At 65.0% G+C, this 20,397-nt stretch carries 19 protein-coding genes and 2 rRNA genes; 10 read left to right on the top strand and 11 right to left on the bottom strand.

Annotated elements, in window-relative coordinates:
* Positions 1–3: 3 nt before the first annotated feature.
* Positions 4–2,181: a fatty acid oxidation complex subunit alpha FadB gene (fadB, locus tag HOP53_RS00105; RefSeq protein ID WP_234267943.1), complete on the bottom strand. Its 2,178-nt coding sequence runs from the start codon at positions 2,179–2,181 to the stop codon at positions 4–6.
* Between the two features lie 335 nt (positions 2,182–2,516).
* Here fadB and slyA point away from each other — a divergent pair, with 335 nt between their 5' ends.
* On the top strand, positions 2,517–2,960 hold the full coding sequence (gene slyA, locus HOP53_RS00100; protein WP_234267939.1) for a transcriptional regulator SlyA: 444 nt from the start codon (positions 2,517–2,519) through the stop codon (positions 2,958–2,960).
* 2 nt (positions 2,961–2,962) lie between these two features.
* Here slyA and HOP53_RS00095 read toward each other — a convergent pair whose 3' ends face one another.
* Positions 2,963–3,499, bottom strand: coding sequence for a preprotein translocase subunit YajC (locus HOP53_RS00095; protein ID WP_234267935.1), 537 nt, complete (start codon positions 3,497–3,499; stop codon positions 2,963–2,965).
* Between the two features lie 100 nt (positions 3,500–3,599).
* Between HOP53_RS00095 and HOP53_RS00090 the strand changes: the two genes are divergently transcribed.
* Positions 3,600–4,052, top strand: coding sequence for a universal stress protein (locus tag HOP53_RS00090; protein WP_086510724.1), 453 nt, complete (start codon positions 3,600–3,602; stop codon positions 4,050–4,052).
* Between the two features lie 220 nt (positions 4,053–4,272).
* Here the strand turns inward: HOP53_RS00090 and HOP53_RS00085 are convergent, their stop codons facing one another.
* Positions 4,273–6,201, bottom strand: coding sequence for an ATP-binding cassette domain-containing protein (locus tag HOP53_RS00085; RefSeq protein WP_234267932.1), 1,929 nt, complete (start codon positions 6,199–6,201; stop codon positions 4,273–4,275).
* Between the two features lie 69 nt (positions 6,202–6,270).
* On the opposite strand from HOP53_RS00085, the gene HOP53_RS00080 reads away from it, so the two are divergent.
* On the top strand, positions 6,271–7,194 hold the full coding sequence (locus tag HOP53_RS00080) for a TatD family hydrolase (protein ID WP_234267929.1): 924 nt from the start codon (positions 6,271–6,273) through the stop codon (positions 7,192–7,194).
* Position 7,195: 1 nt separating this feature from the next.
* Positions 7,196–7,672: a hypothetical protein gene (locus HOP53_RS00075; protein ID WP_234267926.1), complete on the top strand. Its 477-nt coding sequence runs from the start codon at positions 7,196–7,198 to the stop codon at positions 7,670–7,672.
* Here HOP53_RS00075 and HOP53_RS00070 read toward each other — a convergent pair.
* Both HOP53_RS00070 and HOP53_RS00065 read right to left on the bottom strand, forming a co-directional pair.
* A complete protein-coding gene (locus tag HOP53_RS00070; protein WP_234267923.1) occupies positions 7,658–8,746 on the bottom strand; it encodes an ACP S-malonyltransferase in 1,089 nt (362 codons plus the stop codon). The genes HOP53_RS00075 and HOP53_RS00070 overlap by 15 nt on opposite strands.
* Positions 8,743–10,971 (bottom strand): thiamine pyrophosphate-dependent enzyme, encoded by a 2,229-nt coding sequence (locus HOP53_RS00065; protein WP_234267921.1) that lies wholly within the window; start codon positions 10,969–10,971, stop codon positions 8,743–8,745. Before HOP53_RS00065 ends, HOP53_RS00070 begins: the two co-directional genes overlap by 4 nt.
* 99 nt (positions 10,972–11,070) lie before the next feature.
* On the opposite strand from HOP53_RS00065, the gene HOP53_RS00060 reads away from it, so the two are divergent.
* Positions 11,071–11,922, top strand: coding sequence for a LysR family transcriptional regulator (locus HOP53_RS00060; RefSeq protein WP_234267918.1), 852 nt, complete (start codon positions 11,071–11,073; stop codon positions 11,920–11,922).
* On the opposite strand, the gene HOP53_RS00055 is transcribed toward HOP53_RS00060, so the two are convergent.
* Positions 11,880–12,464 (bottom strand): elongation factor P hydroxylase, encoded by a 585-nt coding sequence (locus HOP53_RS00055; RefSeq protein ID WP_234267916.1) that lies wholly within the window; start codon positions 12,462–12,464, stop codon positions 11,880–11,882. The genes HOP53_RS00060 and HOP53_RS00055 overlap by 43 nt on opposite strands.
* A gap of 136 nt (positions 12,465–12,600) precedes the next feature.
* Here HOP53_RS00055 and HOP53_RS00050 point away from each other — a divergent pair, with 136 nt between their 5' ends.
* The 3 genes from HOP53_RS00050 (at position 12,601) to HOP53_RS00040 (ending at position 15,952) form a co-directional block, all read left to right on the top strand.
* Complete coding sequence (locus HOP53_RS00050; RefSeq protein ID WP_234267910.1) at positions 12,601–14,049, top strand: MATE family efflux transporter; 1,449 nt, start codon at positions 12,601–12,603, stop codon at positions 14,047–14,049.
* Positions 14,021–15,085: a DUF3080 family protein gene (locus HOP53_RS00045; protein WP_234267909.1), complete on the top strand. Its 1,065-nt coding sequence runs from the start codon at positions 14,021–14,023 to the stop codon at positions 15,083–15,085. The genes HOP53_RS00050 and HOP53_RS00045 overlap by 29 nt, the downstream gene beginning before the upstream one ends.
* A gap of 153 nt (positions 15,086–15,238) precedes the next feature.
* Positions 15,239–15,952: a hypothetical protein gene (locus tag HOP53_RS00040; protein WP_234267908.1), complete on the top strand. Its 714-nt coding sequence runs from the start codon at positions 15,239–15,241 to the stop codon at positions 15,950–15,952.
* A gap of 87 nt (positions 15,953–16,039) precedes the next feature.
* On the opposite strand, the gene tusA is transcribed toward HOP53_RS00040, so the two are convergent.
* Positions 16,040–16,291, bottom strand: coding sequence for a sulfurtransferase TusA (gene tusA, locus HOP53_RS00035; protein WP_010627690.1), 252 nt, complete (start codon positions 16,289–16,291; stop codon positions 16,040–16,042).
* A 29-nt stretch (positions 16,292–16,320) separates the two neighbouring features.
* On the opposite strand from tusA, the gene HOP53_RS00030 reads away from it, so the two are divergent.
* Positions 16,321–16,608 carry an antibiotic biosynthesis monooxygenase family protein gene (locus tag HOP53_RS00030; RefSeq protein ID WP_010627689.1) on the top strand — a complete coding sequence of 96 codons (288 nt, stop codon included), beginning with the start codon at positions 16,321–16,323 and terminating at the stop codon, positions 16,606–16,608.
* A gap of 82 nt (positions 16,609–16,690) precedes the next feature.
* Here the strand turns inward: HOP53_RS00030 and rlmM are convergent, their stop codons facing one another.
* On the bottom strand, positions 16,691–17,776 hold the full coding sequence (rlmM, locus tag HOP53_RS00025) for a 23S rRNA (cytidine(2498)-2'-O)-methyltransferase RlmM (protein WP_234267907.1): 1,086 nt from the start codon (positions 17,774–17,776) through the stop codon (positions 16,691–16,693).
* 249 nt (positions 17,777–18,025) lie between these two features.
* On the opposite strand from rlmM, the gene gdhA reads away from it, so the two are divergent.
* Entirely contained in the window at positions 18,026–19,378 is a 1,353-nt protein-coding gene (gene gdhA, locus HOP53_RS00020; protein ID WP_086510711.1) for an NADP-specific glutamate dehydrogenase, read from the top strand.
* Positions 19,379–19,484: 106 nt separating this feature from the next.
* On the opposite strand, the gene sugE is transcribed toward gdhA, so the two are convergent.
* The 3 genes from sugE to HOP53_RS00005 form a co-directional block, all read right to left on the bottom strand.
* The gene (gene sugE, locus HOP53_RS00015) at positions 19,485–19,799 is read right to left on the bottom strand and encodes a quaternary ammonium compound efflux SMR transporter SugE (RefSeq protein ID WP_176342892.1); all 315 of its coding nucleotides are present in this window, start codon (positions 19,797–19,799) and stop codon (positions 19,485–19,487) included.
* A gap of 143 nt (positions 19,800–19,942) precedes the next feature.
* Positions 19,943–20,058: ribosomal RNA gene (gene rrf, locus HOP53_RS00010) — 5S ribosomal RNA — on the bottom strand.
* 103 nt (positions 20,059–20,161) lie between these two features.
* Positions 20,162–20,397 (bottom strand): 23S ribosomal RNA (locus tag HOP53_RS00005); the annotation flags it as partial.

Below are 20,397 nucleotides of genomic sequence, written 5' to 3'. Positions count from 1 at the left end.
GGTTCAGCCCTGGGCCTGGCTGGGATAGAAACGCTCGCCGGATTCGGTCATCTTGCGCAGCTTGTCGGTGGGGGCGTAGAGCGGCCCCAGCTCCTCGGCAAGGCCGTCGGCCAGCTTGACGAACTCGGCCACGCCCATGGCATCGATGTAGCGTAGCGCGCCACCACGGAACGGCGGGAAACCGATGCCGTAGATCAGCGCCATATCGGCCTCGGCCGGCGTCTCGACGATGTCGTCCTCGAGACAGCGCACCGTCTCCAGGCACAGCGGCACCATCATGCGCGCGATGATCTCCTCGTCGGAGAACTCCTTCTCGCTGACCACCACCTGCTTGACCAGTTCGTAGGCCTTGTCGTCGCTGACCTTCTTCGGCTTGCCCTTCTTGTCTTCCTCGTAGGCGTAGAAGCCCTTGTCGTTCTTCTGCCCCAGGCGCTCGTTCTCGTACATCACCTGGATCGCCGTCTTGCCGTCGCGAGCCATACGGTCCGGGAAGCCTTCCGCCATCACTTCGTTGGCGTGCACGGCGGTATCCATGCCCACCACGTCGAGCAGGTAAGCGGGGCCCATGGGCCAGCCGAACTTCTCCATCACCTTGTCGACGCGCTGGAAGTCAGCCCCCTGCTCCACCAGCAGGCTGAAACCGCCGAAGTAGGGGAACAGCACGCGGTTGACGAGGAAGCCGGGGCAGTCGTTGACCACGATCGGCGTCTTGCCCATGGCCCGGGCGTAGGCCACGGTGGCGGCCACGGCGGCGTCACCGGTCTTCTCGCCGCGGATGACTTCGACCAGCGGCATGCGGTGCACCGGGTTGAAGAAGTGCATACCGCAGAAGTTCTCGGGACGCTTGAGGTTCTGCGCCAGGCGGGTGATCGAGATGGTCGAGGTGTTGGAGGTGAGGATGGTGTCCTCGCTCACCAGGCCTTCCACTTCGGTCAGCACCGCGTCCTTGACCTTGGGGTTCTCCACCACCGCCTCGACGACCAGGTCGACGTGGCCGAAGTCGCCGTAGGAGAGCGTCGGACGGATCAGGGTCAGTTTCTCGGCCATCTGCTCGGTGGTCAGCTTGCCCCGCTCCACCTGCTTGGCGAACAGCTTGCGCGACTCCTTGAGCCCCAGCTCGACGGCCTCCTCCTTGATGTCCTTCATCAGGATCGGGGTGCCCTTGGATGCGCTCTGGTAGGCGATACCTCCGCCCATGATGCCGGCGCCCAGCACGGCGGTTTGCTTAACCGCCTTGGCTTGCTTCTCGAACTTGCCGGCTTTCTTCTTGACCACCTGGTCGTTCATGAACAGGCCGACCAGGTTGAAGGCCACGTCGGTCATGGCCAGCTTGGCGAAGGCCTTGGCCTCGATGGCCTGGGCCCGGGCCCGCTCCTCGCCGGCACCCTTCTGAATCGCCTTGATCGCCTCGATGGGCGCCGGGTAGTGCGGCCCGGCCTTGCCGGCCACGAACCCCTTGGCGGTCTCGAAGGCCATCATCTGCTCGATGGCATTGAGCTTGAGCGGGCCGGTCTTCTCGGCGCGGCGCGCCTGGTAGTCGAGCTCACCGGCATTGGCACGCGCCAGGATGTCCAGCGCCGCCGCCTCGAGCTGATCGTTCGGCACCACGGCGTCCACCGCCCCGACCTTGAGCGCGGCGTCGGCGCGATTCTCGGTGCCGCCGGCAATCCACTCGACTGCATTGTCCGAGCCGATCATGCGCGACAGGCGCACGCAGCCGCCCCAGCCGGGCAAGATTCCCAGCTTGGTTTCGGGCAGGCCGATCTTGGCCTTATCACCCATCACCCGGAAATCGGTGGTCAGCGTGACCTCGCAGCCGCCACCCAGCGCCAGGCCGTTGATCGCTGTCACCGTGGGGAACGGCAGGTCTTCGATGGCGTTGAAGATGTCATGCACCTTCATCAGCATCGACTCGAGGAACTCGCCCCCCTTGCCGAACATGGTCTGGAATTCGGTGATGTCGGCACCGACGATGAACGACTCCTTGGCGCTGCCGATCACCAGCCCCTTGAGCCCGCTCTCGGCGCGAATCGCCTGGACAGCATCGTCGAGCTCGGCGATCACGGCGCTGGACAGCTTGTTGATGGATTCATCCTTCAGATCGAAGGTGAGCATGGCGACATCGTCGCCCCCGTTGTTGGTACCGCGGGCCACCGTGATGGCGTTGCCTTGATAGATCATCCACGAATCTCCACACAGAGGTTGGCGTTGGCGGAGTGCCAGATTTCATACGGCCGTTTGATTGGGGAAAGCTTGGTCCACTCCAGCCGGCACGTCAAGCCCCTGGAGATGCTTTGTTGGCCGTAGCGACCGCCACGGTTGGTCATGAAAGTCAGCAGAGCTGGCTGACAGCATAGTCGCTGCAGTGGCAGGAGCCGCACCGGACGGAGCCGCGTCGGCCAGGAAGCGACGGTCTGCCGCCATGCCGCTCCAGGTGCATTTTCGCCAGACAAGTTGCATTACACGCAAGGGGTCCGGACAATTCGACAAATTCAACGATATTATTGCGGAGTCCCATGCACCAGAACATCGGCTTCCGGCTGTCCCGCCTGCCCCGGCAGTGGCGGGCCATCATCGACCGGCGCCTGGCGCCGCTGGGTCTGACCCAGACCCGCTGGATCACGCTCTACCATCTATGGCGGCTAGGCGATGGGCAGCCTCAGTGCGACCTGGCACGGGCGATAGGCGTGGAAGCGCCTTCCCTGGTCCGCACCCTCGACCAGCTCTCCGAGCAGGGGCTGATCGAACGCTGTCCCTGCGATCAGGACCGGCGCACCAAGCGAGTCTTTCTGACGCAAGCGGCTACGCCGCTGCTGGAGAAGATCGACGATGTGGTGAATCAGGCGCGGCGCGAAATGCTGGCAGGCCTCAGCGAGGAAGAGATCCGGCAGCTCGACGCCCTGTTGGAGCACATCGAGAACAACGGTCTGGCGATCCAGGCCAGAGAGAGCGATGGCTGAGCTCAGTTGCCCGGCGACTTCTCACCGAAAGCGCGCCGGGCTCCGGGGTGATCGGCGTAGCCGGCCAGGGCATCACGCAGCGACCGGAAATCCTCGACGTAGGTAAGGAAGCGCTCGGCCGTCTGCGACTCCCACCACCACAGGGTGATGGCGAACTCGCTGGATTCGACGACCAGCGCATCCTGTGGCAGGCGCATCAGCAGCGCCTCGAGAGGTCGACGAGCCGCTTCCGGCAGCGGCCGGAGAGGCTCGATGCGCCAGCGCCAGTCGGCCACGCAGGGCTCGAGCACGTCGCTGGCCTCGCTTGCCCTCACCAACACGAATCGCGGCCCCGGGCTATCGCTGGGGTAGCTCCAGCGATAGCCCGGCATGGGCGTGTCGATACCATGCAGCGGCGGCTTCTCCATGACGACCTTGACCCCGGCTTTGGTCGCCGCGCTACGCAGCGGCGCCAGCCGGCGCTGCCTTGCGCTTGGCTTGAGCCACATCACCGGCGAAATCATAAGCAAAAGCGCCGCCACGATTACTACCCAGACCATCGCTATCTCCGTTTCTTGACGCAAGTCGTTGTCTTGGTTCGTCAGGCGTCCTAGAGTTAAGGCATATCAATCATATCGTGCCGCTTCGCAGGAGTCTGACATGAGCAATGAGTACCGCCACATCCTGGTCGCCGTGGACCTGACCAAGGATTCCCACAAGGTGCTCGAACGCGCCTTGCAGATCGCCGAGCGCAACCAGGCCAAACTGTCGATCATGCATACCCTCGAACCGCTAGGCTTCGCCTACGGCGGCGACATTCCCATGGATCTGACCAGCATCCAGGATCAGCTCGACGAGCATGCCAAGCAGCGCCTGGCCGAAATTGCCGACCCCCACGTGGCCAAGGAGAACCAGCACGTCCTGGTGGGCATGCCGGATACCGAGATCCACCGCTTTGCCGAGGAACACGGCGTCGACCTGATCGTGGTCGGCTCCCATGGCCGGCACGGCTTCGCCCTGCTGCTCGGCTCCACCTCCACCGGGGTACTGCACGGCGCCCAGTGCGACGTGCTCGCCGTCAGGGTAGGAAAAAAGGGCGAGAGCGCCGAGTAGCGGAAACCCTGTTTATCTACTGCGCTCGACGACCCACAGGGATGTGGGAAGTGCGTTGGTTCGTCGGGAACGAACCTAGCCATTCTGGCCGCCGGCGGTGCCGATACGTCGGACCGTCGCTATCCTCATGTAGCAGGCTACACTGCGGTAGCTCCGCTCCGGCGGCAGCCAGCCTATCTTCGCTCGTAACGATAAACAGCGCTTCCTGTCGAGTTTCTTTTTATTGCTCCCCTGCGGCGAGGGCTTCAAGCTCCATCCATCGCTCCATGGCGGCGTCGAGTTCGGCCTGCTTGTCGCTCATCGCCTGCAGCACCTCGGACACCACCCCCGCCTCCTGCTGATAGAACGCCGGGGCGCCCACCCTGGCTTCGTACTCCGCCACCTCGGCCTCGAGCCGCTCGATCTCGGCCGGCAGCGCATCGAGCTCGCGCTGCAGCTTGTAGGAGAGCTTGGCGGGCTTCTTGGCCGGCGGCGCTGAGGGGACCGGGCTGGCGGGCGCCTTCTCCATCGGCTTGGCCGTGGGCTCGACCTGCTGACGCGCCGCGCCCTCCCAAGGGGCCGGCGGCAAGGTGCCACCCTGGCGCACCCAGTCGCTGTAACCACCCACGTATTCACGCACCACACCGTCGCCCTCGAAGGCCAGCACGCCGGTGACCACGTTGTCCATGAAGGCGCGGTCGTGGGACACCAGCAGCAGGGTCCCGTCGAAGTCGAGCAGCAGCTCCTCGAGCAGCTCCAGGGTCTCGACGTCGAGATCGTTGGTCGGCTCGTCGAGCACCAGCACGTTGGCCGGCTGGGTGAACAGCTTGGCCAGCAGTAGCCGATTGGACTCGCCGCCGGAGAGTGCCTTGACCGGCTGGCGCGCCCGCTCCGGGGTGAACAGGAAGTCCTGCAGATAGCTGATGACGTGCTTGTCCTTGCCGCCCACGGTGATTCGGTCGCTACCCTGGGCAACGTTGTCGTAGACGCTCTTCTCCGGCTCGAGGCCAGCCCGCAGCTGGTCGAAGTAGGCCACCTTGATGTTGGTGCCAAGCTTTACCGTGCCTTCGCTGGGCTCGAGCTCACCGAGCAGGATCTTGAGCAGCGTGGTCTTGCCGGCACCGTTACGCCCGATCAAGCCGATGCGATCGCCGCGCTGGATCTCGATATTGAGATTCTGCAGGATGAGCTCGTCGCCGAAGCGATGAGACACGCCGGCCAGCTCGACCACACGCTTGCCACTGCGCTCACCGCTATCCACGCCGAAGCTGGCCCGGCCCTGCACCTCGCGGCGCTGGCTGCGCTCGCGGCGCAGCTGCTCCAGCGCCCTCACCCGGCCTTCGTTGCGTGTGCGCCGCGCCTTGATGCCCTGGCGGATCCAGGCTTCCTCCTGGGCCAGCTTCTTGTCGAACTCGGCGTTCTCCCGCGCCTCGACCTCGAGCTCGTGGGCTTTCTGCTGCTGGTACTTGGCGTAATCCCCGGGATAGCGCCCCAGCCGGCCGCGATCGAGCTCGAGGATGGTCGTGGCCAGCTTCGACAGGAAGGCCCGGTCGTGGGTGATGAACAGCACCGCACCGTTGAAATCGAGCAGTTGCTCCTCGAGCCAGGCAATGGTGTCGAGATCCAGGTGGTTGGTGGGCTCGTCGAGCAGCAGTAGATCGGGCTCGGCCACCAGCGCTCGGGCCAGCGCTACGCGCCGGCGCCAGCCGCCGGAGAGCGAACTCATCAGGTCGTCGGCGGGCAGCCCGAGTCGGGTCAGCACCACGTCGATGCGCTGATGGAAAGACCAGCCGTCGATGGCCTCGAGACGGCTCTGCAGGGTCGCCATGCGTTTCATGTCGGGGTCGGCCGCCTGCACCAGATGATGGTACTCGGCCAGCAGCTCACCGGCTTGAGGCAGGCCCTGGGCCACCACGTCGAAGATGGTTTCACCTGACGCGGATGGCAGATCCTGCTCCAGCACGCCGATCTTCAGTCCCGGGGCGCGCCAGATGCTGCCGTCATCGGGCAGGATCTCCCCTGCCACCAGCTTGAGCAGGGTCGACTTGCCGGTACCGTTGCGCCCGACCAGCGCCAGACGCTCCCCTTTCTCCAGCACCAGGTCGGCGCCGTCGAGCAGCACATGGGTACCATAGGCCAGTTGCAGGCTTTCCAGACGTAGCAGGGTCACGCGCTCACCTCATCGTTCATCGAGGCGGCTAGTGTAACGCATGGCTGGCCTGCCGTGGCTTTGGTTACAATGCGCGAAAGATGCAAAGGAGCGCTCCCATTGGCTGATACCGACGCCACTTTCGACGACTTCCTGCCCGAGGCATTGCGCTTTCGCTCGCCTGCCCCGCTGGTGGACATCGGCGCCAATCTGACCCATGACAGCTTCGCCCGCGATCTCGAAGCGGTCGTGCAGCGTTCGCGAGCCGCCAACGTCACGACGCTGATCGTGACCGGCACCGATCTCGCTCACGCCGAGCAGGCCGTGGCGCTGGCCCAGCGCTTCCCGGGCGTGTACGCCACCGCCGGCGTGCATCCCCACGATGCCAGCCGCTGGGATACCGACCTGGCGGCGGGCATGGCCGAGCTCCACCGTCGCCCCGAGGTGGTGGCCGTGGGCGAGTGCGGCCTCGACTTCAACCGCAATTTCTCCACCCCGGCCGAGCAGGAGCACGCCTTCGAGGCCCAGTTGGGGCTGGCCGCGGAGAGTGGCAAGCCGCTGTTCATCCACGAGCGCGACGCCGGCCGGCGCATGCGGGAAATGCTCAAGACCTGGCGCGACGACATCGCCGATGCCGTGGTGCACTGCTTCACCGCCGACCGCGACACCCTGCACGGCTATCTCGATCTGGACCTGCATATCGGCCTGACCGGCTGGATCTGCGACGAGCGTCGTGGCCATCACCTGCGCGAGCTGGTGAAGGAGATCCCCCTCGAGCGCCTGATGGTGGAAACCGACTGCCCCTACCTGCTACCGCGCGATTTACCTGCCAAACTCAAGGGCAGGCGCAACGAGCCTGCCCTGCTGCCGTGGATCGTGCGCGAGATCGCCCACTGGCGCAGCAACGACGAAGCCGAGCTGGGTCGGGCGACCAGCGAAACGGCAATACGCTTCTTTCGCCTTCCCTTGAACGGCGAACCCCAGGACAATGGCCGCCCCCCACAGGAGTCGTAGCATGGCCGACATACCCGGATTCATCGCCGTGGAAACCGGCGCCGACAGTGACCTGCCCCTGGCCATTGCCTGGGTGCTAAGCGACGGCAGGATCAAGCACACGCTGATCCAGCCCGACGACGACTGGCTCGACGACGAGTTCAACGAGCTCAACGGCTACAGCCTGGAGGAGCTGCACAGCTTCGGCGCGAGTCCGCTCGACGTGATCCGGGAGCTGGAGAGCGACCACTTCAACGCCACCCTGTTCACCGCCGGTGTCAGCGGCGACGAAGCCGCCCTGGCTCGGCTGTTCGACACCTACGGCATCGACCCCTTCGTCGAGCTGGCACCGGCCGACAGCCTCTATCCCGCACTCTCGGCCGGCGAATGGAGCCGCGCACGCAACGAGCTGTTCGGCGAGATGGGGCTCGAGCCGATGCGGCCCGAGCACGAAGTGGAAGTGATGCTGCATCTGCATCAGCGCCTAAACGGCGAGTGACTCCCGCCGAGCCAGCAGCCACTCGCGCTGCTCCGCCAGGCCCATGCACAGCAGTTTCGGCTCCTCGGCCTGGCCCCGCTGGAAATCGCTCTTGTCGCTCCAGCCCTGCCAGCCGAGCTGAATCAACGCCTGGGCCGTGGCCCCGCCCAGGGTCGCTCCCGGGCCGGGGATCACGATGCGGTCTGGCGCGAACTCACGCACGCCGACCCGAATCGCCGCCGTGAAGTCGTAGGGCGCGACCAACTGCTCGCCCAGGGTGTAATTCCATAGCGCTTGCGGATCGGTGCTCCACGGCGTCCAGATATGGCCGCGGCCATCGATCATCGGCACTTCGGGCGAGCGCAGCGGCAGGTTTGCCAGCGCGCGGCGCGCCTCGCGCTTCACCCCCTCCTGCAGCGGCGTATGGAAGGCGGCGTGCTGGTGCAGCCGCAGCGGGAAGCGCTCGCGCGGTGGCAGGCTCTCGGTCAGCCGCGCCAGCCCCGCCTCGTTGCCACCGAAGACCAGCATACCGCCCAGATCGATGGAGAGATGGAGCTCCGCTCCGCCCCGGCCGTGAATACGCTCGATCAGCCCCAGCAGTTCCTGGCGCAGCGACCAGTCCGGCCGCCACCCCTCGTCGACCCAGGGGTAGATGACCTGCCCACCGACCAGGGTCTCCTGCATGCGCAGCCCCATGCTGCCGATCAGGTGCAGCGCCTCGTCGGGCCCCAGGGCACCTGCCGCCGCCAGGGCGATGTACCAGCCCATGGAGTTGCCGGTCACCGCCACCACCTCGTAGCGCTCGCGGTCGATGGCCAGCAGATCGGCCCAGGCGCAGGCATAGATCAGCGGGGCAGCGTGTTCACCGCGACCGTGCAGGCTCTGGCGAAAGGGTGTCTCGCCGTCCAGCGCCGTGAGCGTCGGCATGCCGGCCTCGCGGCGCCTGACGTCGAAGCGTGCCAGCCACTCGCTGCCGCCCGCCAACCGGTTGAGGGTGCCCCACTCGGCGGCGTTGTAGGTGCCGCGACCAGGGCAGACGAGCAGCAGCCGCTCGCGGCTGCTGCTTTGGGGCTCGTTAGCGTGTCGTTGGCTCATGGGGTGTCGCTCCCTGCCATCGCCTTGCCTGGTGTTTTTGTCATTGCCCCCTCCTTCGCTCCGGGCGCGGCGAGGCGCAGCGCTTGCTCGACGATCGCCGCCACCGAAGGCAGCGTGACCGTGGCCGCCCGCCCCAGCGGGATGAAGCTGTCTTCGGCGGTCAGCCGGTGCAGCCTGTCGCTCGGCATGCCGCGCTCTACCAGCGCGGTGATCAGCTCCTCGCTGAGCGAGCCGCTGCGCCGGCATTCGTCGACGATCAGCACCTGGCCGCATTCGGCGACGCGACGGTGCACGGCATCATGGTCGATGGCGGTGAGCCAGCGCAGGTCGACGATGCGCAGGTGCACGCCCTGAGCCTCCAACCTTGCCGCCGCCTGTCGCGAGAGGTAGACCCCGTTGCCGTAGGTGACGATGGCAAGCTCGCGCCCCTCGCCCCACTGGCCGAGCGCCCCCTGCGCCAGGCGATGCTCGGGCCCCGGGTCGGCGAAGCACCACTGCTGATCTCCTTCTTCATGCAGATCGCGGGTGTGGTAGAGCGCGATGGGTTCGATCACCACCACCACCCGCTGCTCCTCGTCGGCCAGGCGCACCGCCTCCTGCAGCAGACCCACGGCATCGGCGGCGTTCGACGGACAAGCCACCAGCAGGCCGGGGATGTCGCGCAGCACGGCAATGGCGTTGTCGTTGTGAAAGTGACCGCCGAAGCCCTTCTGGTAACCGAGCCCGGCGATGCGCACCACCATGGGGTTGGTGTACTGGCCATTGGAGAAGAAACTGAGCGTGGCCGCCTCGCCGCGCAGCTGATCCTCGGCGTTGTGCAGGTAGGCCAGGAACTGGATCTCGAGAATCGGCACCAGGCCGTTCTGCCCCAGCCCGATGCCGAGCCCGAGGATGCTCTGCTCGTCGAGCAGGGTGTCGATCACCCGGTGCGGCCCGAACTGGGCCTGCAGGCGCTGGGTGACGCCGTAGACGCCGCCCTTGCGACCGATGTCCTCGCCCGCCATCACCAGATGGGGATAGCGCTCCATCAGACGGGCGAGCGATTGATTCAGCAGCTTGGCCATGGGGGCCGGCGTAGGGTCCACTTCGTCCTGCCAGGGACGTGCACGGCCCGGTCTTGATGGCGGCACGATGCTGGCCATGACCTGAGCGGCCGTCTCCAGTTTGGGCCGACGGATCGCCTCCTCGGCGACATGCGCGACCCGCTCGGCCACCGAGCGGTAGAGCGCCTCGATGGCATCGCGCCCGAGCACGCCGTGACGCTCGAGCAGCCCGGCCGTGACCAGCAGCGGGTCGCGGGTCTCGTCGGCCTTGATCCGCGCGGGAGAGAGATAGGCCTGCTGCGCATCGGAGCCGGCATGGCCGTAGAGCCGCACACAGCGCATGTGCAGGAACACCGGCTGCCTGCGCCGCCGGGCGATGCGTTCGGCCTCCCTGGCCGCCCGCCAGGTGTCGAGCAGGTCGAGGCCGTCGCAGGCCAGGTAGTGAAAGCCGGGGCGCGAACGCATGCTGGCTTCGATCCAGCCGTTCGGCGTGGGCGTGGAGATGCCGATGCCGTTGTCCTCGCACACCATCACCAGCGGCAGCGGCGCCCCTTGATAGGCCGCCCAGCCGGCGGCGTTGAGCGCGCCCTGGGCGGTGGAGTGGTTGAACGAGGCATCGCCGAAGCTGCAGATCGCCACGCCGTCGGCGGGCCACTCGCCGCCGCCGCCCAGCCGCCGCCACAGGCCGAAGCTGTAGGCGGCCCCCACGGCCTTGGGCAGGTGCGAGGCGATGGTGCTGGTCTGCGGTGGCACGTGCAGCGACTTCGAGCCCAGTACCTTGTGCCGCCCGCCCGAGACCGGGTCATCCGCCGAGGCGGCAAAGCTCAACAACAGATCCCACAGCGGCGTCTGCCCCGGCACACCGCGACTGCGCTGGATCAGAAAGGCCGCGTCGCGATAGTGCAGAAAGGCAGGATCGGTGGCGCGAAAGGCGCGGGCGATGGCGGCATTGCCCTCGTGACCGGCGCTGCCGATGGTGTAGAAGGCCTCGCCTCGAGCCTGCAGGCGCCGGGCGTGCAGGTCCAGGTGGCGGCTCATCAGCTGGGTTTCGAACAGCTCGACGAGGCCCGCCGCAGAGAGCCCGACCGCATCGAGCGACCAGTCGCGCTCGGGGGTTGGCCAGTCGCCGCTGCGCAGGGCGGTGAAGAAACGCTGCTCTTGAGGTAGGGGTTCGAGCACCATGCTGGCTCCGCAGGCAAGGAGGGTGGATGCCTCTAGCCTAGCGCGCCCGGTAGACAAAGCGATAATATCGATATCCTGCCCCAGATATAGGCCTAACCTATGGATATACGCAGCCTGCGCTACTTCATCGCCGCCTATGAGGGCGGCTCGATAAGCGCCGCCGCCCGACGCTGCCACGTGGCGCAACCCTCGATCTCGACGGCGCTGGCGCAACTGGAAGAGCGCCTGGGTACGCCACTGTTCGAACGTCATCGGCGCGGCATAACGCCGACCGAAGAGGGCCACCGGCTCTACCCGCTGGCGCGTCAGGTCAGCGAAGACCTCAACGCCATCGACCGTCTGTTCCGCACGCCGGCGCCCGCAACGCCGGTACGCCTGGGCCTGATGCGCTCGCTCGGGGCCAACCGCATGACGGCACTGCTCAAGGAGTACATCGGTCAGGGCGACAACCTGGCCCTAACCTTGGTCAATCCCGAGGAGCGCTGCGACGCCCGCATCATCGGCGAACAGGACCTGGCAGCTGGCGAGGCATTTCAACCCATCTGGCACGACAGCTATCTGCTGGCGCTGCCCGGCGGCCATCCTCTGGGCTTGAAGGGGTCCGTATCGCTGAGCGACCTCGACGGTCTGCCGTTCATCTGGCGCCAGCCCTGTGCCGCCATGGAGCAGCTGGCATCGGCGCTGAGCGATGCCGGCGTGCGCTGTCAGGTTCGTGCACGCCTGCGCACCATCGAATACACCCTGGGGCTGGTGGCGGCCGGCGTCGGTGCTTCACTGGTACCGGCCTGGCCGGAGATCCTCAGCCATGCGGACGTGCAGTGCCGGCCTCTCAGCGGACTCGACATTCGCCAGACCGTCGGCGTGGCTTATCCTGCGCGCCAGGCCATGCCCGCTCTAGAGCCACTGCTTCAGCTCGGCAGGCAGGCGTGGGAGTCGGCCGGTACTGCCTGAGCCAAGAGCTCGAGGCCGCCGGCAACGGCACTCTCGAGGGCGCGCCCCTGCTGGTAGAAAGCCTGCAGCGCGGCATGAAAGGCCGCCGCCCGGGCGGGAAGCCCCTCGCGTTCGTAGCGCGCCGCGCGGGCCGTGACCCGGGCCGCGAAGGCGTGACGGTCGACGTCCACCTCACCGCCCAGGTTGTCGACACTGACGTGAAAGCGCAGCCCACAGGCGCGTGAAAAGAGCATCTCCAACGCCTGAGGCGCCACTTCCGCCGCCTCGAAGCGACTTTGCTGCTCGGCATCGCGACCGTCGGGCAGGTACCAGTAGCCGTAGTCCTCCAGCTGGCGGCGCCGCTCACCGGCGATGCACCAGTGGCTGATCTCATGCATGGCGCTGGCATAGAAGCCACGTGCAAAGATGACCCGGTGCCAGGGGCAGGCCGTATCGGCAGGCAGATAGAGCGGCTCGTTGCCGCCGCGCACCAAGCGAGTATTGAAACCATCCTGAAAGAGCCCGTCGAACAGGGCGATCACGTCCTCGAGGCGATGCGTCACGCTGGCTTCCTGTGTGGCTGAACGGCGGGACAGTATAGGCGAGTCGACCACACAGCGAAATTCACCGGATATTGCTAACATATTCGGTTCTCCTGACGCATTGGTCAGGCTTTCGACACGCATGGAGCCTTCTGCCTTGGCAACGTTCTTCTCCGACCTGCTGAGCGTCAGCCGCACGGAAACGCGGCCGCTGATTCGTCTCGCCCTGCCCATCTGTGGCGCTCAACTGGCCCAGGCCGGCATGAGTGTGGCCGACGTGATGATGACGGGGCGACTCAGCGCCACCGACCTGGCCGCAGTCTCGGTGGGCTCCAGCCTGTGGCTGCCGCTTATGCTGTTCATGACCGGCACCTTGATGGGCCTGACGCCCATCATCGCTCACCTGCTAGGCGCCGGCACCACCGAGCGCATCCGTCCCAGCGTGCATCAGGCGCTGTGGGTGGCTCTCGCCCTGGGCGTGGTGGCGGCCCTGCTGCTGTGGTTCACGGTGATGCCGATCTTCCGTGTGATGGACGTTCCCCCCGAGGTGGCACGTCGCTCGGCAGCCTATCTCTCGGCCGTGGCTTTCGGCATGCCGGGTGTGGCACTGTTCCAGGCACTGCGCGCCTTCTCCGACGGCATGAACCACACCCGCCCCTCGCTGTGGATCAGCCTGGTCGGGCTCGGGGTGAACATTCCCAGCAACTACGTGCTGATTTACGGCGGTGACGGGCTCACGGCACTTTTCGGCGACTGGTTGCCCGGCTGGATACAAGACTTGCCAGCGCTGGGCGCGCTGGGGTGCGGTATCGCCACCGCCCTCTCCATGTGGGTCATGTGTCTGACCATGATCGCCTATACGCGGCGCTCACGGGCCTACGGCGACGTCTCCCTGTGGCACTCCCCCACCCTGCCCCGCTGGCGTCTGATCGGCGAGCTGCTCTACGTGGGCGTGCCCATCGGCGTGGCGATCTTCGTCGAGGTGACGCTGTTCACGCTGATCTCGCTGTTCATCGCCAGCCTGGGTGAAGTGACGGTGGCGGCACACCAGGTCGCGTTGAACTACACCTCGATCCTGTTCATGCTGCCGCTGGCCCTGAGCATGGCGCTGACCGTCAGGGTCGGCAACACCCTGGGCCAGGGCAAAATCGAACGGGCACGCATGGTGGCCTGGAACGGCATACTGGTCTCGGTGCTGATCGCCCTGCTCAACAGCGCCTTGCTGTGGTTCACGGCAGAGCCGGTCATGGCCCTCTACACTCACGATACGGCCGTGCAACGCCTGGCCCTGTCGCTGGTCCTGCTGGCCATGCTCTATCAGGTGTCCGACTCGCTGCAGGTCAATCTGGCCGGCGCCCTGAGGGGCTACAAGGACACCCGCATCATCATGGTCATCACCCTGTTCGCCTACTGGGCGGTGGGGTTGGCCGGCGGCCACTGGCTGGGCACCCGCGGCCTGCCCGGCTGGAGCGAACCGCTGGGAGTGCATGGCTACTGGATCGGCCTGATCGCAGGACTCACCGTGGCGGCGCTGCTGCTCGGCGAGCGACTGCGGCGCAGGGCCAAGGGAGTCGCGCATGGCAAGCAGGAGATACCGCTGGACTGAAGTGAAACGCCATCTGACGGCAGGCATGATGGCAGGGCTAGTCGCATTGCTGGTGGCAGGCTGCGGCGGCGGTGAGCAGGGTGACGCCAAGCTTATCGAGTACCAGAGGGCGCTCGCCGAAGCCTTGGGACAGCCGGCGCCAGAGAGAACGGCGCCACCCAACATCGGCGCCTTTCCCGAACGCGATGAGCGCCTCTTCGAGGTTGCTGAAACCCGCGAGGGCATGCTCAACGTCTACGCCCTGCGCGATTGTCATATCACACAGCTGGTCGCTGCCCGCAACAACCAGCTTGGGCGCGTGGCGCCGCCCAGTCAGCAGTGGATATACGAACTGGAACTGTGGCGCCGCCTGCATGCCTGCTGGCACAGCGACGTGCCCGACGGCTTGTCGGACGCCAACCGCGAGCGCCTTGAACGGCTCACGCTGACCAAGACCGAGCAGCTGCCGAAGGTGAGCTGGAACAGCCTGTTCGATTCCGAAGAGTGGGTGCGCAGCTTCTCCCGCGCCAGCTCCCCCTTGGTACCGGACGATACGCGCGGCATCGAGGCGCAGTTCGAAGCCCTCTCCTGGCTGCATCAAGCCACTCTCAACCAGTTCAATCCCGAATGGCAGCACCCGTCGAGTACGCTGGAGAACCACCTCAACTCACTGCGCAGCCGCCCCCTGACCGCCGAGCTGCTGCGCGCCCTGGTGCTTGCCGAAAGACGTCTGACCGAAGCGAACGAGCTTCTTGCCGCCAACCTCCGGTCGCAGCGTGGCTGCACCGCACTTGCCTCGCCTGCCGATGCGCTGAGCGAAGAGATGGCCGACATGGCGGCATTCGCCTGGCTGGACCAGTTGGAGAATTTGGCGTCGCGCTGGCTCGAAGCGATCGACGACCTGCTCGCAAGCCATGTTCCCCCACCCGAAGCGGTCGATGACTACCGCCATAACTGGCTCTCGCTGGAGAACCCCGAGGCCCCCCTGCCTGCCCTGCGCCAGGCACGCAGCGAGCATCGGCAGCATTGGCAGGCTCTGGCCAGGCGCTGCACGTGAAACCCGACACCGCACGAAAAAGGTGCCGACAGGCTTAACTTGGATGCCAACTCTGTGATATTGGTGATTGCAAGAAGGTAGGAGTCGATCCCGTCAGCCTTGCCGCAGCCGTGACCTTGCCGCTCGGCCCATGCAGAATCTGGAGGGAGGAACATGGGTATGACACTGTCACCCCGACCTGCCCGGGTCATCGACCTGGAAACGATGCGCCAGAAGCTCCAGGCCAAGCGACGCCTGGTGCGTCTCTCCCCCGAGCTGGACGGCCTTGAAATGGTCTACAGCCTGGCCTCCGACCCGGACTCCCTCTACGGTATGCCCATTCTGGCCTGGGGCCTGCGCGAAGATGGCGATGTCGTGGGCCTGGTGCCCTGGATGGAGACCTTGACCCCCTGTCATCAGCTCGACGATGCCGAACACGGCCGTTTCGTCGGCTATCGCGATCCTGAAACCGGAGAGCTGCTCGAATATCCCCCACCCCACAAGACCTATGAGCTGGAACATGCCGCCGCCTACTTCGACTACGAAGAGACGCGCGACATCACCCTCATTCAGCAGATTCCTGACACCCAGGGCACCCATGCCCTGTGCATCGATGACGACGACCGTCCCTGGCAGCTCAAGCAAGTGTTCGGCTGGCGGCTCTATAGCGACGGTAACGTGGAAGCTCTGCTGGCCGATGAGTCACTCATCGAGACCACACCGATCTTGCCCGGCGACGCTTGCCTCTATCCGGGCCGAAGCCGCCACAAGATGGTCTACTTCTTTCAGCGCAGCATCGCCAATCGAATTCGTGAGCAGGACCCCGGCACGCTGGAGGCCCTTGCGCTGATGGTCATGCCCAACACCACCGTGAGAGCCGACGGCTAGGCACTGTCCGAAAATGGCTCGCTCGCTGACTTTCCAGATAGGGGCTTTCAGACAGGGCCTAGGCACGCGGCAGGGGGTGGCGATACATCAGCCCAAGCGGATAAAGTAGAGGTAGTGGCCGTCCGACTCCTCCTGCGCTACCAGCTCGTGCCCCAGGAAACTGCAGAACTTGGGGATGTCGCGGGTGGTGGCGGGATCCGTCGCCACCACCTTGAGTATTTCGCCAGAGCGCATGTCACGCACCTTGTTGTGCATGAGCATGATCGGCTCCGGGCAGTAAAGACCGGTCGTGTCCAGCTCGACCTGGTGGACGGGCTGCGAGTCGGCGGTATTCGTCATCGATCGACCTCGGCGTAGGGAACTGCTAGATGATAAAGATCATAATCGAACGTCGCATCATGCCTGGCCTGGAAGAGGAATACGAAGAAGCCGCCCGTGAGGCGATGCGCTTCTCTCTCGGTGCCAGAGGGTTCGTCGGCGGCGAAACCCTGGTCGAGCGCGGCCGCAGCGACCGACGTCTGATGATCGTCAAGTGGCGGGACCTGAACGCCTGGAACGAATGGTACACCAGCGAGGAACGCTCCAGGGTGATGCAGCGCATCCTGCCGCTGCTCACCGAGGACGAAACCATCCGCATCTACGAACCGTCCTACTGAAACGCCCTGACCTCTGTACCTGGCCTCAGTACTTGACCTCAGTACTTGGCCTCTGCTCCAGGCCCCTACAGCTGACCTGGTGTCAGTCGAGCAGCCTGACGTGCACCGTGACCTCTTCACGATCATGGTAGAGATGCCGGCAGCGCAGCGTGGCACGGACGCCGGCATCCTCCAGCGCCTCTTCCAGCAGCGCCAGACAGCGCTGCACCTCCTCCCAGCGTCGTTTCATCGGTAGCTTGAGATTGAAGATCGCCTCGCGGCACCAGCGCCGAATTAGCCAACGCTGAACCATGGCGGTGACCCGGGCCGGCTTGTCGACGATATCGCAAACCAGCCAGTCCAACCGATAGGGCGGCTCCCAGACGAATCCGTCCTCGCGCAGATGCTCAACCATCCCCGTGGCCATCAGGTCGCCCTTCATGGGGCCATTGTCGATGGCAAAGACATGCATGCCCCGAGCAACCAGTTGCCAGGTCCACCCGCCGGGTGCCGCCCCCAGATCCGCCGCCTGCATTCCCTCGGAAAGGCGCACGTCCCACTCTTCGCGCGGAATGAACTCGTGCCAGGCCTCCTCGAGCTTCAGCGTCGAGCGGCTGGGCGCCGCCGCGGGGAAGCGCAACCGGCGAATACCGCCGGGCAGTTCGCTGCGGTTACCCGGAAAGCTCATGCCCAACTGCACGAGATCGCCATCCATCCAGAACAGATGCAAACGACGCCCACCGCCCTTGCGCCGGAGCGCCCCCCGCTTGCGCAGTGCCGACTCGAGCGGGCGCGTCAACGCCTTGATCAACCCCGCCAACGCCTTGCCCTCGTTGGTATCGGGCGTCTCATGCCAGATCGAATCGAAACTCCAGCCGCTCTCCACCACCTGCTTGAGGATGGGAGACAGCCTGTCGTCACGCTCCAGCTGCAGTGACGGCAGCGCCACCAGGCTCTGACGCGCGAAGATGAGCCGCTCGAACGCCAGCTGACGATGCAGCTCATTGGCCGGTCGCTCATCGTCGACGACCAAGTTCACGAACCCGGACTGATCGATGAACTCGGCCCTGCCCTGCCAGCCGAGTCGCTCGACGTTTGCCGCCACTTCGGCCGCCACATCGGCTTCGAAGCCAGGACGACAGTAGAAGAGCAGCTGATCGGGCACCATGCGTTCTGCCAGGCTGGACATCGGCGTTTCTCTCACGGATTCGTTGGTGACGCATGGTACCAGCCCTGGCCTTCGCTGTCGGCCATCTCGATATCGTTAAAAAATCGTCCTTTAAAATTACCTAATGCTCGATATTGGTGCGCAAAAAACGGCAATTTGAAAGCGATTTCGACTCATATCAATGTCTAATTCCGACATAGCCTATGCAATTGCTGCATATTGGTGCATTGAATTATAGTGAGCGCACCTATTTACCATCAGGACACAGCCATGACTTACGTGCACGACACCCTCGAAGGGCTGAGAAAGAGCAGCCCTGCCCAGAGCGAGTTCTATCAGGCGGCCGAGGAGGTCCTCGAGTGCCTGCGCCCGCTGCTCGAAACGGTGCCGCGCTACCACCAGCACAGCATCATCGAGCGCATCGTCGAGCCTGAGCGTCAGATCATGTTCCGTGTCAGTTGGGTCGACGATGCCGGCAAGGTACAGGTCAACAAAGGCTATCGCGTCCAGTTCAATTCGGCCCTGGGTCCCTACAAGGGCGGCCTGCGCTTCCACCCCAGCGTCAACGCCAGCATCATCAAGTTCCTGGGCTTCGAGCAGATCTTCAAGAATGCTCTGACCGGGCTGCCCATCGGCGGCGGCAAGGGCGGCTCCAACTTCGACCCCAAGGGCAAGTCCGACGGCGAAATCATGCGTTTCTGCCAGTCGTTCATGAACGAGCTGTATCGCCATATCGGCGCGACCATCGATGTACCGGCCGGCGACATCGGCGTAGGTGCCCGAGAGATCGGCTACATGTATGGCCAGTACAAGCGTCTCACCGGCAGCTATGAGGGCGTCTTCACCGGCAAAGGGCTGAACTGGGGCGGTTCGCTCGGCCGCAAGGAAGCCACCGGTTACGGTGCAGTCTACTTTGCGCAGAACATGCTCGAGGCGCGCGGCGACAGCATCACCGGCAAGACCTGCCTGGTATCCGGCGCCGGCAACGTGGCCATCTACACCATCGAGAAGCTCTACCAACTCGGCGCCCGCCCCATTACCTGCTCGGACTCCCGCGGCACGATTCACCACCCGGAAGGCATCGACCTCGAGACGCTGAAGCTGCTCAAGGAGGTCAAGCGGACCACATTGCGCGAGTATGTGGAGTACCATCCCGAGGCGACGTATATCGATGCTCAGGACTACCCGAGCGACGGCCATGCCGTATGGCGCATCAAGGGCGAGGTTGCCTTCCCCAGCGCCACTCAGAACGAAGTGACCGAGGCCGACGCCATGGCGCTGCTCGGCAACGGCGTCCACTGCATCAGCGAAGGCTCCAACATGGCCTCCACCGCCACTGCGGTGGACCGCTTCCTCGAAGCCAGGATCGCCTATGGGCCCGGCAAGGCAGCCAACGCCGGCGGCGTGGCCACCAGCCAGCTCGAGATGGCGCAGAACAGCAGTATGCAGCAGTGGTCGTTGAAGAAGGTCGATACCAAGCTACAGGCGATCATGGCAGGGATTCATAGGCAGTGTGCGGGCACCGCCGAGGAGTTCGGCGAGCCCACCAACCTGGTGCTGGGCGCCAACATCGCCGGCTTCCGCAAGGTGGCCGATGCCATGATCGATCAAGGCGTCGTATAAGCCGCCCCGTCCGGGTCGTCGGACTCCCGACGGCCGAACACGACAAAGCCCTGGCCTTCACGGCCAGGGCTTTGCTTCATACGGGTACTTTCTTGCCTATCAATTGTTAAGCAGCCAGCTTCAAACCCACCAGGCCGGCCAGGATCAACACCAGGCTGAGCAGCCGCAGCGGCGAAGCGCTGTCGCCATAGAGCAGAATGCCCAGCAAGACCGTACCCACCGCACCAATGCCTACCCAGATGGCGTAGGCGGTACCCACGGGCAGCACCTTCATTGCCTGTGCCAGCAGGTAGAAGCTGGCCACCATGGCGATGACGGTCAGTACACTGGGGAGCGGCCGGGTAAAGCCGTGTGACGCTTTCAGGCCCAACGCCCACGCCACTTCGAGAAGACCGGCCACGACCAACAACAACCAGGCCATTGAGATTTCCTTCTTGAGGGTCCGAGGCCGTCCCCGGGTTGGCAAGCACACCATCGGGTCGTCCCGCTGGCGATCAGGGGGACGTTTTGGGACCCCCAAACGGCGAAACCCAGCCTCTCTCGAAGCTGGGTTTCTGAAAAGGTGCCTGACGATGACCTACTCTCGCATGGGGAGGCCCCACACTACCATCGGCGCTGAGCGGTTTCACTGCTGAGTTCGGCATGGGGTCAGGTGGTTCCCACTCGCTATGGTCGTCAGGCGAAAACGGTCGGAATCATGCTGACGCGATCGTCTCGACCCGGCTCTCGCTCAGGCGCGTATCCGTCAATGTCGTGCGCAATGCGCAAACCCCTTGGGGTTATATGGTCAAGCCTCACGGGCCATTAGTATCGGTTAGCTCAACGCCTTGCAGCGCTTCCACACCCGACCTATCAACCAGCTGGTCTCGCTGGGCCCTTCAGGAGGCTCGAGGCCTCAGGGATGTCTCATCTTGAAGGGGGCTTCCCGCTTAGATGCTTTCAGCGGTTATCCCGTCCGCACGTAGCTACCCGGCAATGCCACTGGCGTGACAACCGGAACACCAGAGGTGCGTCCACTC

The organism is Billgrantia ethanolica, assembly GCF_021404305.1.
In the GTDB taxonomy this organism is placed as follows: Bacteria; Pseudomonadota; Gammaproteobacteria; order Pseudomonadales; family Halomonadaceae; genus Halomonas; species Halomonas ethanolica.
The sequence above is the reverse complement of the archived record's forward strand: the minus strand, read 5'-3'. Positions and strand labels throughout refer to the sequence as shown.